This window comes from Rhizobium sp. SEMIA 4085, from assembly GCF_013004495.1.
Lineage (GTDB): Bacteria > Pseudomonadota > Alphaproteobacteria > Rhizobiales > Rhizobiaceae > Rhizobium > Rhizobium gallicum.
In genome coordinates, this window is record NZ_JABEPH010000026.1 from 12,705 (window position 1) to 28,191 (window position 15,487).

Here is a 15,487-nt window from a genome sequence, read left to right on the forward strand (position 1 = left end):
AGCGCGGCACCCCGCGCGCCCGCGAAAAAACCCAGGGCGAGGAAGACCTCGCTGACATGTAGATTTGTTGCAGATCGAAAAGCTGTTTTACCGAGCGCGAGTGGCCTTGTGGCGCACCAGGGCCGTCCTGGGGCGGGAGGCCACCGCTTGGCCCATGACGGTGGAAGTATCGCATCACATCGATGCATCCGAGCCTGACGCTGATGGGTTTTGTGACTACCATTACGAGTACGATGTGTTTGAGTTCACAGATGGGTCCGTGACCTTCTTAGCGCGTGCATATAGCGACGAGCCTGAAAAGGCGGCAATGATGGCGCGGATCGAAGGGCAAGACCATCATCTTCTGACAAGGCGGGATCTCTGTCATCCGCTGTTTATAAAGGCCGCAGCCTATCTGCGCGCAGGCGGCAAAACCGACCTCGATTGGCTTGACAGAAGGAGCCGCGCCTATGTCCCGTTGACGTAGGAGATTGGGGTGTGTCGCGGCAATAATTGTGTTCGCCGCTTGACTATAAAATAAAGCCAGCAACAAACGGCAGGACTTCGGCGCGGGCCGGTCTCAGATGTCGACGACCAGCCCCTTGGCTTTCAAGACGGCTTCAAGCTTGCTGACTTCGATCACCGACCTGCCCTGCTTATAGGCGTCGATATAGCCGGCTTCGGCATCCTCGCGGGCCTGCGATAGCCGGGCTGCCTCCTGGACTTCAGCGCGCCGGACAACGACCAGGCCATCGGCATCCCCTACGATGATATCGCCGGGATTAACGATCTCCCCACCGACGATGATCGGATCATTCACGGCGGCGATCGTTTCTTTGACGGTGCCCTTGATGCAAACACTGAGCGAGAAAACCGGGAAGCCGAGTTCCCTCAGCTGAAGCGTATCGCGCACTCCGGTATCGGTCACCAGTCCGCCGATGCCCTTGGCAAGGCAGGCATTGGCCAGCACGTCGCCGAAAGAGCCGGCTTCCTCGTATTCGCCGGCCGACACGACGATGATGTCGCCTGGCTTTGCGTAGTTGATGGCGAGCTGCAGCATGATGTTGTCACGCGGCGCGCATTTCACGGTGAAGGCCGGACCGCACAGCTTCATGCGATAATCAACCGGCTTAAGGCGAGAGGAAAGTGCTCCCCTGCGTCCTTGAGCTTCATGGATTGTTGCCGGCGAGAATTTGGAAAGTGCCGCGACATCAGCCTTGCTTGGCCGTTCAGCGATGTCTCTGATGTGGATCATAAAAACCCCCTAGATAAGACCGGCGGCGAGCACGTCGCGCCGCCTGCAGTCTTCAGTGTTTTGCGATTAGGTTCTGGCCGCGCCGAGCGAGTGGCAATTTACGGGATCGGATCGAATTTCAGCTCGGAGAGCGATACGACCTTGTCGGTCCGCGTCATCTTGTATTCGGTGTTCTGGCCAAGCCACTTGTCCCAGATCTTGTTGAGCTCGCCCGACGTATCGAGCTTGCGAAGCACCTCGTTGATCTTGGCGGTCAGGTCCGGATTGTCCTTGGCCATACCGATGCCGATCGGCTGGTACAACATCGGCTCCTCGATCATCCGCATTTCTTTGCCCTTGGTCTTCGATTCATTGACGAACTTGGTCGTCGTCATGGTGTTGGCCACCATGCCCCTCGCCTTGCCCTGCTGAACGGCAAGATAGGCCGAAGCCGTGTCCTGGAATGTCAGGGGCTCGGACTTGTTGAGCTTGATCGACATTTCGGATGTGGAGCCCTTGGTCGAGGCAATTCTCTGACCCGCGAAATCCGCCTTGCTTTTGCCAGGATCGGAGGCCGGGACGATGAGCATTTCCTTCGCGAGATAGTAGGGATCACTGAACTGAATTTGCTCGGCCCGGCTCAATGTATAAGCGAGATTGGCAACGGTAATGTCGACACGGCCAAGCTTGACCTCCGGCACGCGCGCTTCGACCGAGACTGGCTTGATCTCGGCCTTGACGCCCAGTTCCTTGGCGATGGCGTTGCAAAGATCGACGTCGAAGCCAGCCATTTGACGCGTCTTCAGATCGGGGGACGCAAAGGGTGGAACGTCGGCAAAGGTCGCGCAGCGCAACGTTCCTGCGGATTTGATTTTCTCCAGCTGATCCGCTTTCGCCGGCGAGATCACATTTGCGCCAGCTAAGACGACACCCATGATAAGATATTTCCAGTTCATTGCTGTTCTCCTTTGTTATGATGATTAGTTTAATGCCGTAGATCGGCCAGGAAGCGCTGGGCACGAGGATGGCGCGGGCTCTTGAAGAAGCCTTCGGGAGACGCCGTCTCAAGGATCTGCCCCGCGTCGATAAACCAGATGCGGTCTGCGACATCACGCGCGAAGCCCATTTCGTGGGTGACGCAGAGCATGGTCATGCCCTCGGCTGCCAGGCTTTTCATGACGCTCAGCACTTCGCCAACCATTTCCGGATCGAGCGCGCTCGTGGGTTCATCGAAGAGCATCACCGGCGGCTCCATGGCGAGTGCGCGGGCAATGGCGACGCGCTGCTGCTGTCCGCCAGACAATTGACCTGGATAGGAATGGGCCTTGTCGGCCAGACCAACACGGTCGAGAAGCTTGTTCGCCTTGTCGCGCGCCGCGTCGGGCGCAACACCCTTCACCCTGATCGGCGACATCGACACGTTGTCGAGCACCGACAGATGCGGAAAAAGATTGAAGCTCTGGAACACGAAGCCGATGCGGCTACGAAGAAGATTGAGTTCTTTCGCACGCATTGGCGCGTGAATATTGCGCCCCTCGAGTGTTATCGATCCGCTGCTGATCTCCTCAAGCCGGTTGATGGTGCGGATCAGCGTGGACTTTCCCGAACCAGACGGTCCGCATATGACCACGACCTCTCCCTGGGACACTTCGGCATCAATGTCCTTCAAGACCGGATAGTCGCCATAGCTCTTGCAGACATTCGAAAGGCGGATCGTCTGCAATTCCTGCGTCGATGGAATTGAAGTGCTCATAGCTGCTCCGATACGATTTTTGAGGTCGCAACCAAGGGTGCTGCGCGCAGGCTGGATGGACCGGCGCGCCGGCGCGCGATGCGCCGCTCGAGACGATTTGCGACGTGGGTCAGGCTCCAGCAGATTGCGTAGTAGACAATCGCGAGAATGAGGAACACCTGGAAAGGCTGCGTCAGAAGCTGGTTGTTGACCTGACTGGCCGCGAAGGTGAGATCCGGCACGTTGATCACATATCCGAGCGTCGTGTCCTTGATTGTGGAGACAAACGTCGAGATGATGCTCGGTATCATGTTGTAGAGCGCCTGCGGCAGGATGATGTAGCGCATCGCACCAAGGTAACTGTGTCCAAGCGCTCGAGCGGCTTCCATTTGGCCGTGCCCGAGCGCGACAATCCCCGCACGGACCACTTCACTCAAGAAGGCGCCCTGATAGACCACAAGCGTCGTGAGCATGGTCACGAAACTCGGAACATCCGCCCCAGTCCAGAGCGGGACGAGGAAATAGCTCCAAAGGATGAGCATCAACAAAGGTACGCCGCGCGTGACATAGACGAGAGCGGTGACTGGCCAGCGCAGCATCGGCCATTTCGACAACCTGGCCAACGCGAAAAGAATGCTGACAGGAAAAGCGAGAGCGATGCTGAGTGCCGAAAGGATGAGAGTATTGGCGAGCCCGCCCAGCGGCCCGTTTGGATACTGGCCGATCAACAGCAGCAGCCAGTAGTCTTTGATGATCGCGATGATGTCGTTGATCATGCGCGTGCACTCCGTGCAGGATCTGCGCGCATCGAGAGGTAGGCGCCGCCGGTCATGATCAGGAGCGAGAAAAAGAGATAGAGAACCGTGCCGACCAGGTAGATTTCGAATGTCCTGAAGCTCAAGTTCTCAATTTCCTTCACGGCATGCGTGAGCTCCGATGCGCCGATGACGAGAGCAAGGCTGCTATTCTTGAAGAGGGAAACGCTGTGGTTTATGAGCGGCGGCAGCGCATTGCGAACACCCTGCGGCATGATCACGAAACGCATCGCCGAGATATAACTGTGCCCAAGGGCCTTGGCGGCTTCCATCTGACCAGGATTGACGGAGCGCAGGCCAGAACGCAGATCCTCGCTGAAATAGGCGGCCTGGCAAAGTCCCAGTCCGATAATCGCAAAGATGGCTTCGGCATTGTGGCCGGCGAGCCAGGTTATCCACCCCTGCGGCATCAGCGTGAATATGCCGAAATACCAAAGCATGAGCTGGACGAGGGTAGGAACGTTCCTATGATAGGACACATAGGCGGCGACAACCGGATCACCGAACCGCAGCGGTGAAAAACGCAGGCCCAAAAACAAAAGCGCGAGCGTCATCGCCAGCAGCCACGAACCTATATAGATGACGAACGTCATTTCGATGCCGTGCAGAAGCATCTCGACGTATTCCGGATTGCTCAAGATTGCCGAAAGATCGAAGCCGCTCACCGCTTCGGCTCCCCGGATTTGCCCGCCTCGGGAAAAGTCTTTTCCGGCTTGGCCGTCTGCAAGCCGCCCATCACCTGAAGCGTCGGCGTGATCTCCATGTGGCCGATATTCACCGCGACAGGCGCGGCGATTGCGAATGCGATCGCCTCCGCGATGTCAGCGGCCTGAGGCAATTCGAAACCGTCGATGAAGCGCTCGCGGACGCTCGGATCATCGCCGTGGACGTGGTTAAAGATGTCCGTTGCGACGCGGCCGGGACAGATTTCCGTCACCCGCACGCGCTTGCCGAATGCGTCGATCCGCAACTGGTTCGACAACATGGCAACACCTGCCTTGACAGCATGATACGTTGAATTGCCGCCGAAATTGTAGTTGCCGGCGATCGAGGAGATGTTGATGACGTGTCCGCAATCGCGCGCCACCATTCCAGGCACGATCAGACGGCAAAGGTGCAGGACGGCACGAAGATTGACGTCGACCAGGAGATCGATATCTCCTTCGTCCGCTTCGAGGAACTTCTTCGGCCGGTCGACGCCGGCATTGTTGACCAGAATGTCGAATTGCACACGGTTCGCGAGATCGGCAATTGCCGCCCGATCAGTCACATCAATGACGTGCGCAATGCAGCCCGTGCGCTCGGCCAGCTCCTTCAGGGCTCCGGTGCTGCGAGCGATCGCATGCACTTCGAGATTCTCTCGGCAAAGCCGCTCTACGACTGCGGCACCAATGCCGGAGGAAGCGCCGGTGACCAATGCGGTCCTGTAATCGGAGAATGGCATTTTGATCCCCTTGTCGTTGCTGTGGACAATAACGGAGCTTTAACGCCCTGCCTAAGACCGATTACTTTTGGAGTAATAAGCAACTTTTATGGAGATCGGCGGGCGACGGACGGACGATCCAAAACACCGGAATTATCGCCTTTATTGAGGGTGAAGACGGCTTTCGTCCAGGGTCGCTTTGCAAAACAGGGGCGCGTCTGTAAACATGCTCCAGCGAAGATCACACAATGCCAATTCCCCATGGATATAAGACGCCTCAAATCCTTCATCGTCATCGTGGACAGCGGCAGCATCACGCGTGCGGCGGACATCCTGCATCTTGCCCAGCCGGCACTGAGCCAGCAACTGGCGGCACTTGAGGAACATTTCGGCCAGAAACTGCTGATCCGCAGCCAGCAGGGCGTCACCATGACCGACGCAGGCCATGCGGTCTACCGGCATGCCCAGATCATCCTGCGTCAGATGGAACAGGCGCAGGCAGACGCCGCGGCCGCCGGTAATTCGCTTGCAGGGCGCGTTTCCGTGGGGCTCGTGCCGTTCAGCAGCGCCGCCACGCTGTCTGTCGAACTCCTGGCCGAGACAAGAAAACGGCATCCCGGTATTCTGCTTCACCTGACCGAAAGCGTCGGCCAGACCTATAGTCAGATGATCATGAACGGCAGGCTGGAAATGGCCCTGATCCACGGGGTCGGCCCGATCAAGGGCGTCCGGTTCGAACCGATTCTGAGTGAAGAATTCTACCTCGTGGCACATCGCGACTTCGCCATCGAAGCGGATTCCAAACCCATTCCGGTTGGAGCGCTCGACGGATTGCCGATGCTGTTGCCGCCGATCTACAATTTCGTGCGCCGCGCGGTGGATACCGCATTCACGCGCAGTCGAATCAATCTCAAGGTCGTGGCGGAAGTCGAAATCGTGCGGACGCTCGCCCGCGCTGTAGGAACGGGCCTCGGAGCGACCATCATGCCGAAGGCCATTGCCGATCGCATCGTGTCGGAATCGAGCGAGCCTCTCGTTTGCCGGCTGCTCTCTCCCAGGCTCGAGGAAACGCTGTCACTTTGCACGTCCGATCAGAGTTCGCTGTCAGAGCCGGCATTCGCCGTCAAGGACATTCTCGTCGAACTGACCGGGCGGCTGAAACTTTAGAGCCCGCGAGCAGGACGAATGCCCTCCGGCCCGGCAACCGGACCGGAAGGCTGCGGTCACGAGTTAGCGCATATCCCCGCAGAACTGGGCGATGCGTGCGCAGCCCTCATTGAGCATTTCCATGCTTGTCGCGTAGGAAATGCGGAAATAGGGGCTCATGCCATAGGCGGCACCCTGTACAGTCGCGACGTGATGCTCGTCCACGAGCGCCATGACGAAATCGACGTCGGTCTCGATCTTGCGCCCGCCCTTCGTGGTCTTGCCGATCAATCCGGAGATGTTGGGATAGATGTAGAAGGCGCCGTCGGGCTTGTGGCAGCGCAGCCCTTCGATCTTCGCCAGCTGGCCGAGGACGAAATCGCGTCTTTCCCTGTAGATTGCCGCCCGCTCCTTGAGGAGATCTTGAGGCCCGTCCAGCGCGGCAATGGCCGCGGCCTGCGTGACGGTGGTGATCCCGCCACCATTTTGACCGTTGACGTTGCTGATCGCGGCGATCAGTTCCTTCGAACCGCTGGCGCAATCCCCCAACCGCCAGCCCGTCATAGCATAGGCCTTGGAAACACCATTCATCGTCAGGACGCGATCGTAGAGACTGGGGTCAGCATCGGCGATTGTGCAAAACTCGAACTCACCATAGATCAGAAACTCGTAGATGTCGTCGGTGAGAATCCAGACCTGCGGATGACGGTGCATGACCTCCGCGATCGCGGCCATGTCTGCACGCGAGCAGGCCGCCCCTGTCGGATTGTTCGGGAAGTTCAGGATAAGCCACTTGGTGCGCGGCGTGATCGCCGCTTCGAGATCCTCGGGGCGCAGCTTGAAACCGGCCTGTTCGAAACACGGCACGGCCACCGGAATACCGCCGGCGAACTTGACGATATCGGCATAGCTGACCCACGACGGTGTGGGAATGACGACTTCATCGCCCGGATTGCAGGTCGCGAGCATCGCATTGAAGATCACCTGCTTGCCGCCGCCGGAAACGACGATCTGGCTGGCATTGTAATCAAGATTGTTGTCCCGCTTGAACTTCCTGCTGACCGCGGCCTTGAGCGCCGGCGTTCCATCCATCGGTGGATACTTGGTGTCGCCGCTGAGTGCTGCTGCATGGGCCGCCTCGATCGCATGAGCCGGCGTCGGAAAGTCCGGCTCCCCGGAGGAAAGGCTGACAACCTTGATGCCCCTGGCGGCCAGCTCCCTGGCACGTTGGGTCATGGCTGCGGAAGCGGAGATGGAAACGTTTTTTAGACGGTCGGCTATGGAAGACATCGACATGATCTTTCGGTGAGATGAACCGTAGGGCTCAATCAGGAAGCAAGTTCGGCCGCAGGCGCGAAGGTAGCGCCGGAAGCCTCCATTTCGCTGCGGATGATGCGGGCAAGCTCCAGCGCGCCGGGCGTATCGCTATGGACGAGGATCGATCGGGCCGTCATTGCGATGACAGTGCCGTCGATGGCCTCGACGGTACCGTCGGTCAGGAACTGGCGAACGCGCACCCGCACGGAGGCCTCGTCCTTGACCAGGGCGCCCGGCAGACCGCGCGCCACCAGCTTGCCACCGCCGTCATAGGCGCGGTCTGCCAAAAACAGCGCCAGCGTCTTGAGCCCGGCACGTTTCGCCGCCCTTTCGATTTCGCTCTTAGGAGAAACGAATACCACGAGGCGCGAGTCTACAGTGGAAATGGCATCCATCATCAGATCGGCGAGCACGGGATCGCGATTGACCATATTGCCCATGGCTGCATGAAAGCTGAAATGGCCGACGGTCACGCCTTCGCTCTTGGCGATCGCGCTCAGCGCGCCGAGCTGGTAGAGCATCTGCTGGCGAAGTTCATCCGGATGGAATGAAATCTCGCGCCGCCCGAAACCGGCCCGATCCGGAAGGCCTGGATGCGCACCGATGCCGACGCCGTTTTGTTTCGCAAGACGCACCATGCGCGCCATCGTGTCCGGGTCACCGCCGTGAAAGCCGCAGGCGATGTTGGCGGATGATACGATCTTCATCATCGCCTCGTCATCGCATAGCCGGTAAGGACCGAAACCTTCGCCCATGTCGGAATTCAGATCGAACTTCACCGCCTCCTCCTATTGAGCCGTTGAACTATCGTCATGCCATCGCCCTCAAAGCGCGCTTGACCATTTGTGACGTTCGCTGGACATCCTCGACATACCGGGCAACGGCCTGCTCAACGGCACGCGCTTCAGCATGCGTCGAGCGCACGAACCGCACCCGGCTGCCCACGCGCGCCTGGCCGAGCCGCCACAGATCGCATTCGATGACTCCGGCGATTTTCGGATAGCCACCCGCCGTATTGGCGTCACTCATCTGAATGATCGGCTCCCCTTGAGGCGGCACCTGGATCACGCCCGGAACGACGCCATGGGAGCGCATCTCGATCGTCTTCGTGGGCTTGATTGGCTCCCCGGACAGACGATAGCCGGTGCGGTCGCTGCGAGAAGAAATATGCCAGATCTGGCTCCAGAAGGCGTCGCCATCTGAGACAAACAGCTCTTGCTCGCCGGCGGCTATCGCTCGGACCGGCAACGCGCCGTCGATGGGGGCGGGAAAGACATCGCCGAGCGCGACGGCCGGCGCAACGACGGCGATACCGTTGGCCGGCAGCGGGAGTTCATCAAGTGTTGAGCCGATTTCTATCCTGTCCCCATTGATGAGAGGACGCCCGGCATTGCCGCCGAATCCGCCCCGAAGCGCCGTGCTTCGCGAGCCCATGAGAACCGGTACATCAAGCCCTCCCCCGATCGCGATATAAGCGCGCGCCAGCGTCGGCGGCTGCTTCAGTTCGAGAACCTGGCCCGCCTCAGCGACATGCGTGCACCAGGCGAGCAGTTCCCTGCCATCGAGCACCAGTTGGCCGTCGGCGCCTGTTACGGCGAAGACGGTGTGCACGTCGAAGAGCAATTTGAATGGAAAGGTCTGCACCTCTATTGCCGCCGCATCTTCATCGTTGCCAACGAGGATGTTGCCGATCCTGACAGCGAACGGATCCATGGCGCCGCCGGCAGACACACCGATATCGCGATAGCCGGGGCGGCCAAGATCCTGCACCGTATTGAATGGGCCGGTTTCGACGATCTCGATCATAGCTCGATCCTTGCCGGCACGAAGCGCACGGTATCGCCCGGCGCCATCAGGGCCGGTATCGATGAAGCCGGATCGAACATCTGCAGTTGCGCATAGCCTATGGAGTTCCATCCATTCGGTCCGGTCAGCATCGCAACGCCCGTCTGCATTCCGCCAATCGTCACGCAGCCTTTCTCCATCCTCAACGATGGGACTGCCTTTCTGGGCATGCATATCCGGGGATCGAGGCCATGCAGATAGCCAAAGCCCGGGGCGCTGCCCAAGGCGAATACGCGATAGGTCGCTTCATAGTGAATGCGTACGACGTCCCGGTCGCTTAGTCCGGAAAACTCGCACAAGGCGGGAAGATCAGTCGCATATGGCCCGCCGTAGTGGACCGGAATTTCGATCGTCTTCCCCGCCAGATCGAGGCTTTGGGCATTATTCCATGCCTCCAGCAATCGGCTGACGACGATTTCGGGATCCTCGGGCGTCTCCTTGCAGATAGCCAGAAGATTGGTCATGCCGGGTATCACTTCCGCGATGTCCGCCCAACCCTTTACTGTTTGCGACAAAGCCCAGATCCATCGCTGGGAGGCAAGATCGAAATCGCCTGAAGTTTCAAGCAGGAAGGATCGCGCCCCAATGAAGGAGACCCGCGCCCGGCCTTTGGCGGCCGCGACGATTTCGCGTTGCGGCGAAAGGTTGTTCAATGTGGCAATCATGATTGCTGCTCGATTTCAAACAGGGGATCACCAAAACCGACTAGGGCATCGCGCTCTGAAAGCAGCCTAGTCAGCAAACCAGACCGGCCAGCGGTCATGGGAAGCAGGACGGAACCGATGCGGATGAAACCGATCACGTCTTTTTCGGAAACCTCATGCGGCAGTTGTTTGACGTCAACCGGTGCTGCGGGATGCGAGACGCAAAAGCGCCCCGCCATCGGCGCCTTGACGATCACTGACAGTGCCGCCGTCGGCTGCGCGTTTCCTGTCCGGGCGACTTGGATACCCTCTTCCTTCGAAACGACGATGCGAAGCTGTCCGCCCGGTTTGGAGATTTCCAGGCCGTCCACGCCGGCTGCCGTCAGCGCGTCCGTCAGGACTGCAATGGCCGCAGGATCGCTGAAGTCGATCGCGCTCATGTCGGCCTCCGCTGCTTGAGCCATTGCTCGAGGTAGTGGATATCCGTCTCGCCACGGATGAACGTCTCGTCCTCGAACAGCGCGCGCAGGAGTGGAAGGTTGGTAGCGATCCCTTCTACGCGTGTGGCAGCCAACGCCTCTCGCATTTTCGCCATCGCTTCCGCCCGGATCGGCGCATGCACGATGAGTTTGGCGATCAACGAGTCGTAATAGGGCGAAACCCGGTAGCCGGCATGGATATGGGTGTCGACGCGAATGCCTGGTCCTTCAGGCAACGCGAGATCAGCGATAATGCCGGCCGAAGGCAGGAAGCTGTCGGGATTCTCGGCGTTGATGCGGCATTCGAAAGAATGCCCCTCGCATCTCATGTCGTCCTGAAGCAAATCCAGGGGTTCCCCCTGCGCAACCCTTATCTGAGCATGGACGATATCGATGCCGCTGGTCATTTCTGTGACGGGATGTTCCACCTGCAGGCGCGTATTCATCTCGATGAAATAGAAGGCGCCATTTTCGTAGAGGAATTCGAAGGTTCCGACGCCTCGGTAGCCGATCTGCCGACAGGCTTCCGCGCAAGCCATCCCGACAGGCCGGATCGCATCCGGCGAAATCCCTGGCGCCGGCGCCTCCTCCACCACCTTCTGGTGACGGCGCTGCATCGAACAATCGCGCTGCCCGAGCCAGACGGCATTGCCTTGGGTGTCGCAAAGCACCTGGATCTCGATATGGCGAGGATGCTGGAGGTACTTCTCCATGTAGAGCACTGGGGATCCGAAGGCCTGACGGGCTTCCTCCCTGGTCAAGGTGATCGCCTCGTGCAGCGAGCAGGCCTCCGGGACGACGCGCATGCCTCTTCCGCCTCCGCCGCCGGCAGCCTTGATGATCACAGGATATCCGATTTCTTGCGCGATGCGCTCGATGGAAGCGGGATCATCGGGAAGCGACGCATCCGGGCCGGGCACGCAGGGCACGCCGGCGGCGATCATCGCCCGCTTAGCCGATATCTTGTCGCCCATGGTGGCAATCGATGAAGCTTCCGGACCGATGAAAACAAAGCCCGCCCTCTCGACAGCTTCGCAGAACGCAGCGTTTTCCGACAGGAAGCCATAGCCCGGATGGATGGCCCCCGCGCCGGTCAGACGCGCTGCCAGGAGGATCGCATCCTGATTGAGATAGCTCTTGGCCGCATTCGCGGGACCGATGCATAAAAAGCTCTCGGCGGTCTTGCCGTAAAGCGCCTGCCTGTCTGCCTCGGAACAGATGGCCACAGTCTTTAGGCCGAGTTCACTGCAGGCGCGCTGGATCCGTGCGGCGATCTCGCCCCGATTGGCGATCAGAACCGTATCGAAACCTTGCTTAGGAGATGCAGTGTTGTCGAGAGGCTCGGCCATTACGCAATCTCCGCCAGCACGTCGCCTGTCTCGACTTCTCCGCCGTCGACTTCGGTCAGTCGCGCAATGCGGCCGGCATGCGGCGCGGCAATTTTGTTGAAGACCTTCATCGCTTCGATGATGAAAAGGGTTTGTCCTTCCTCCACCACGTCGCCGACCTTGACGAACGGCTCCTGGCCTGGTGCAGGCGCCCGATGCAGGACGCCGAAGACAGGCGCCTTCACGGGGAAAGCCGAGGTCTCGGCAGTTGCCGAAGACGCATCGCGAGCGGACTCGATGGAACCAGCTGATGCCGCCTTCGGCGCTTGCGCCGCGCCCTGTGATGCTGCCTGACCGGGGGTCGTGAAGATCCGAACGGTGACGCCTTTTTCCGTCACCGTCAGCTCGCTAATGTTCGATCGCCCGACAAAAGCGATTAGCGTCTTTATCTTCGACAGGTCCATAAGCACACTCGGTATTCAAATTGCCTCAGCACGGTCCGCACAATTCAGACCGCGTTCGGCTGAATTCTTCGTAACACGATGACCTGCACGATGGGGTCAGAAGAACTTTTGATGGACGGCCTCAGTTCGCAAAGAAAGACGTTCAAGAGTGCTGCCGCGTCACGACCGACCTTTAGGCGTTCTTGCAGTTCTCTATGTGCGGCTGACGGCATGTAACTTGGCCGGACAGCGAACTGGGGAATGTCGAGCGACCGTCGATCAATGAGCACGCCGACACGGACTTTTGCGGCCGTGGGATTCCCGATGTAGATGCAGGCACGGATCAGAGCCCAAGCTCGAAAGGGTGGCGATCGACCGCCAAAGGCCAGCGCATCTTGGTTTCTGGAATCGTCTCAGGGTTTCGCCTTGATGGGGATCAGAAACCAGGGACACCTAACTCGAGGAGACGTTTTGATTTGCATATTCGAGTTGGCCCGCCATTGCGACATCACTAAAAATCCGCGTTACAAGGCCATAACGACGATGTCGTTACAGGCCCGCGACTTCCATGGCTCTCGGTTGAGCGGTTGAAGTGTCGCCCATTCCGAGCCTGTTGGCTTCGATGGAGATCTAATATCTGTCGCGCGACGAGCTGTTTTGCGTGGACCGTCTGTTGGCCCTGTGTCCACCTAGGGCTCAGGCGAGCATTTCGGAGACAGTGACCGTCCGATGCTCCCGGCCCGCCCGGGAGATCGCCAGCACCGTCGCGAGCGTTATCGCGCCATCTCGGGCGGAAATGAGCGGTTCGGCCTTGCCTTCGATCACATCGGCGAAATGGTCGAGCTGGTTTTCGTAGGCGCGGCTGCCGTCGAGGGTAACGTGCTGGCGCACCAGAGCATGCTGCCAGTGACCGGCTTCCGTCTCATGCCGCCAGATATCCATGCCTGGTATCGACAGCGTAGCCTTCGTGCCTGCAAGATGATAGGAATTTTCCGGTTGATGCGGAAAGTAGAGCGCTTGGCCGGCCGCCGTATCCCAGTTGAACGGCGATACGGCCGCATCGCTCATCAAAAGCGTCCCGAGAGCGCCGCCCGCGAAGCGGACGCTGACGCTCGCCGTGTCCTCGACTTCAAACGACCGTATGGCGTTGGACGTGAATGCCATGACCTCATTGATATCGCCGCAGATGAAGCGGAGGCAGTCGACGTCGTGGATGAGGTTGATGAGGAGCGGGCCGCCTCCCGGCAGGCGGCGCCACGCCACGTCGAAGTACGGAACCGGCTTGTCCGTCATCCACATGGCGTTGACCGCGACCAGTCGACCGAGCGCGCCGTCGCGAACGATCTGACGGGCCTTGGCGATATCCGGGCTGTGGCGGCGCTGATGACCGATGAGCACCGGCACGCCCGCCTTCTCGGCCTCCGTGACGAGCCGCATCGCGGCTTCGAGCGAGTCGGCGATCGGTTTTTCGACCATGCAGGGAACGTTGCGCTCGACGCATGCGAGCGCCGCTTCCACATGCAGGGCATTCGGCAGGGCGATGATGGCACCGTCTGGTTTCATCCGGTCAAGCATCTCGCGCACGTCCGTGAAAAACCGGGCGCTGAACTCGTCGGCGACGGCTTTCGCCGCCTCGGAGACGTCTGCGATGCCCACCAGCTCTACCCGGGGATTGGCGCGCAGCATCGCGGCATGTTCCCGCCCGATCAGCCCTGCTCCCATCAGCACGATTTTCTGCGACACGAAATTCGCTCCTTTGCTTGAGGGCGGACCGTCTCGCCTTGACGATCGCCCAAAGTTTCTCTGCGGTGGTCGTTGGGAAAGCCCAAAAAACGAAATGGGCCGGCATCTACTCGACCAGCACACCGATTCCCCGTGGAATTTACAGCCGCGCGCCGCCGCTGCAAGGTGGCCGGGCCAGACCGTTGGCTGTTGTTGCCGAAGCAGACTGGCTTGATCGCTTACTGACGCGACTTCGAGCGTTTGCGCGTGCGCCAGCAGACCAAAGCCGGGGTCCTCTCAAGCATCTTCGACGGAGACGTCAGCCAGAGAGCGATACCTGTCACTCGAGCCCGCGGTTCTAAAACACGACAGCGCAATCAAATGCGAACGCCGTTCGAAATCCTCGTAAAGTGAAATTCTTCCAAAACCTGATAAGGGCGTCCCATCAGTCTCGGCGAGCCTTTCGATTGCTGCTACGACCTTTTGGCGACGTTCTTCCTGAGGCCGTCGCCCTCTCTCATGCAGCCGTTAAAATCTTGACATCTCCCTTTCTGTCAAGCACATCGACCACCACATTTTCTCTGGAGCGGCGAATTGCAACGTCGATTGTTCCTTTGGGAATCGAAAGGTTCCTGAGGATCACTTCGTCGAGGAACGTCGGCAGCACTGGTTCATCGAAGGTCACCTGGGCCTCGATCGGGTCGAAGAGAATGCCGAGGCACGACTGTATTAACGACAGGGGGGCCGCCGCCGCCCAGGCCTGCGGCGCGCAAGCTACCGGATAGAAAGTCGGTCCTTGAGCGCGGCGACGAGGAAAGCCGCAGATCAGTTCGGGCAATCGCCTGAGATCGATGTAGCTCGCCGCGGCAAACAGCCCCTCGAGAATTTTGGCCGCCTCCCGCTTAAGTCCGTAACGCGCCATTCCGATCCCGATCAGCGCATTGTCGTGAGGCCAGATAGACCCGTTGTGATAGCTCATGGGATTGTAGCGCGCCTCAGTCGATGCCACTGTGCGTATTCCCCAACCAGGAAACGAAGTGCCACTCAAAAGCGTGCGGACGACGGCCGCGGCACGTCCCGGAAGCGCAAGGCCCGTCAGCAGGACATGTCCGGCATTGGATGTGCGCACGCGGCAGGGGCGTTTCGACCCATCGAGGGCCAGAACATACGTTTCCAATTCCTCGTCATAGAATGCAATGTCGAAGTTCTTCTGCAGGGCAACTGCGCGTGCCGTTAAGGCAACGGCGCGCGGGCGTTCGCCAAGTTTGCGGCAAAGCTCTGCTGCTGCCATAAAGGCACCATACGCATAGGCCTGCACTTCGGCGAGCGCGATCGGGCCAGTTGCCAAGGAGCCGTCGGCATGAAAAATGCTGTCTTGGC

General features: G+C 59.5%; 16 protein-coding genes and 1 pseudogene. 2 read left to right on the forward strand and 15 right to left on the reverse strand.

Annotated features, from left to right (window positions below):
- Positions 1–67 precede the first annotated feature (67 nt).
- Positions 68–466, forward strand: a complete 399-nt coding sequence (locus tag C9413_RS04795; protein WP_170250231.1) for a hypothetical protein — start codon at positions 68–70, stop codon at positions 464–466.
- A gap of 93 nt (positions 467–559) precedes the next feature.
- Here the strand turns inward: C9413_RS04795 and C9413_RS04800 are convergent, their stop codons facing one another.
- The 6 genes from C9413_RS04800 to C9413_RS04825 form a co-directional block, all read right to left on the reverse strand.
- Positions 560–1,234 (reverse strand): 4-carboxy-4-hydroxy-2-oxoadipate aldolase/oxaloacetate decarboxylase, encoded by a 675-nt coding sequence (locus tag C9413_RS04800; RefSeq protein WP_040116083.1) that lies wholly within the window; start codon positions 1,232–1,234, stop codon positions 560–562.
- 98 nt (positions 1,235–1,332) lie between these two features.
- Complete coding sequence (locus C9413_RS04805; protein WP_040116084.1) at positions 1,333–2,169, reverse strand: ABC transporter substrate-binding protein; 837 nt, start codon at positions 2,167–2,169, stop codon at positions 1,333–1,335.
- A 29-nt stretch (positions 2,170–2,198) separates the two neighbouring features.
- Positions 2,199–2,966, reverse strand: a complete 768-nt coding sequence (locus C9413_RS04810) for an amino acid ABC transporter ATP-binding protein (protein ID WP_040116085.1) — start codon at positions 2,964–2,966, stop codon at positions 2,199–2,201.
- Positions 2,963–3,721, reverse strand: coding sequence for an amino acid ABC transporter permease (locus C9413_RS04815; protein ID WP_040116086.1), 759 nt, complete (start codon positions 3,719–3,721; stop codon positions 2,963–2,965). The genes C9413_RS04810 and C9413_RS04815 overlap by 4 nt, the downstream gene beginning before the upstream one ends.
- Positions 3,718–4,425 (reverse strand): amino acid ABC transporter permease, encoded by a 708-nt coding sequence (locus C9413_RS04820; RefSeq protein WP_040116087.1) that lies wholly within the window; start codon positions 4,423–4,425, stop codon positions 3,718–3,720. The genes C9413_RS04815 and C9413_RS04820 overlap by 4 nt, the downstream gene beginning before the upstream one ends.
- Complete coding sequence (locus tag C9413_RS04825) at positions 4,422–5,204, reverse strand: SDR family oxidoreductase (protein WP_040116088.1); 783 nt, start codon at positions 5,202–5,204, stop codon at positions 4,422–4,424. The genes C9413_RS04820 and C9413_RS04825 overlap by 4 nt, the downstream gene beginning before the upstream one ends.
- A gap of 240 nt (positions 5,205–5,444) precedes the next feature.
- Between C9413_RS04825 and nac the strand changes: the two genes are divergently transcribed.
- Positions 5,445–6,350 (forward strand): nitrogen assimilation transcriptional regulator NAC, encoded by a 906-nt coding sequence (gene nac, locus C9413_RS04830; RefSeq protein WP_040116089.1) that lies wholly within the window; start codon positions 5,445–5,447, stop codon positions 6,348–6,350.
- Positions 6,351–6,413: 63 nt separating this feature from the next.
- Here the strand turns inward: nac and C9413_RS04835 are convergent, their stop codons facing one another.
- The 9 genes and pseudogenes from C9413_RS04835 to C9413_RS04875 form a co-directional block, all read right to left on the reverse strand.
- The gene (locus C9413_RS04835) at positions 6,414–7,619 is read right to left on the reverse strand and encodes a pyridoxal phosphate-dependent aminotransferase (RefSeq protein ID WP_170250232.1); all 1,206 of its coding nucleotides are present in this window, start codon (positions 7,617–7,619) and stop codon (positions 6,414–6,416) included.
- A gap of 38 nt (positions 7,620–7,657) precedes the next feature.
- Positions 7,658–8,425 carry a 5-oxoprolinase subunit PxpA gene (locus C9413_RS04840; RefSeq protein ID WP_040116091.1) on the reverse strand — a complete coding sequence of 256 codons (768 nt, stop codon included), beginning with the start codon at positions 8,423–8,425 and terminating at the stop codon, positions 7,658–7,660.
- 31 nt (positions 8,426–8,456) lie between these two features.
- Positions 8,457–9,452, reverse strand: a complete 996-nt coding sequence (locus tag C9413_RS04845; protein WP_170250233.1) for a biotin-dependent carboxyltransferase family protein — start codon at positions 9,450–9,452, stop codon at positions 8,457–8,459.
- On the reverse strand, positions 9,449–10,156 hold the full coding sequence (gene pxpB, locus C9413_RS04850) for a 5-oxoprolinase subunit PxpB (protein ID WP_040116093.1): 708 nt from the start codon (positions 10,154–10,156) through the stop codon (positions 9,449–9,451). Before pxpB ends, C9413_RS04845 begins: the two co-directional genes overlap by 4 nt.
- Positions 10,153–10,575, reverse strand: coding sequence for an acetyl-CoA carboxylase (locus C9413_RS04855; RefSeq protein ID WP_040116094.1), 423 nt, complete (start codon positions 10,573–10,575; stop codon positions 10,153–10,155). Before C9413_RS04855 ends, pxpB begins: the two co-directional genes overlap by 4 nt.
- Positions 10,572–11,963 (reverse strand): acetyl-CoA carboxylase biotin carboxylase subunit, encoded by a 1,392-nt coding sequence (gene accC / locus C9413_RS04860; RefSeq protein ID WP_040116095.1) that lies wholly within the window; start codon positions 11,961–11,963, stop codon positions 10,572–10,574. The genes C9413_RS04855 and accC overlap by 4 nt, the downstream gene beginning before the upstream one ends.
- Positions 11,963–12,406 carry an acetyl-CoA carboxylase biotin carboxyl carrier protein subunit gene (locus tag C9413_RS04865; protein WP_040116096.1) on the reverse strand — a complete coding sequence of 148 codons (444 nt, stop codon included), beginning with the start codon at positions 12,404–12,406 and terminating at the stop codon, positions 11,963–11,965. Before C9413_RS04865 ends, accC begins: the two co-directional genes overlap by 1 nt.
- 675 nt (positions 12,407–13,081) lie before the next feature.
- Complete coding sequence (locus C9413_RS04870) at positions 13,082–14,128, reverse strand: Gfo/Idh/MocA family oxidoreductase (RefSeq protein ID WP_210263401.1); 1,047 nt, start codon at positions 14,126–14,128, stop codon at positions 13,082–13,084.
- 496 nt (positions 14,129–14,624) lie between these two features.
- Positions 14,625–15,487: pseudogene (locus C9413_RS04875) on the reverse strand (amylo-alpha-1,6-glucosidase); the annotation flags it as partial.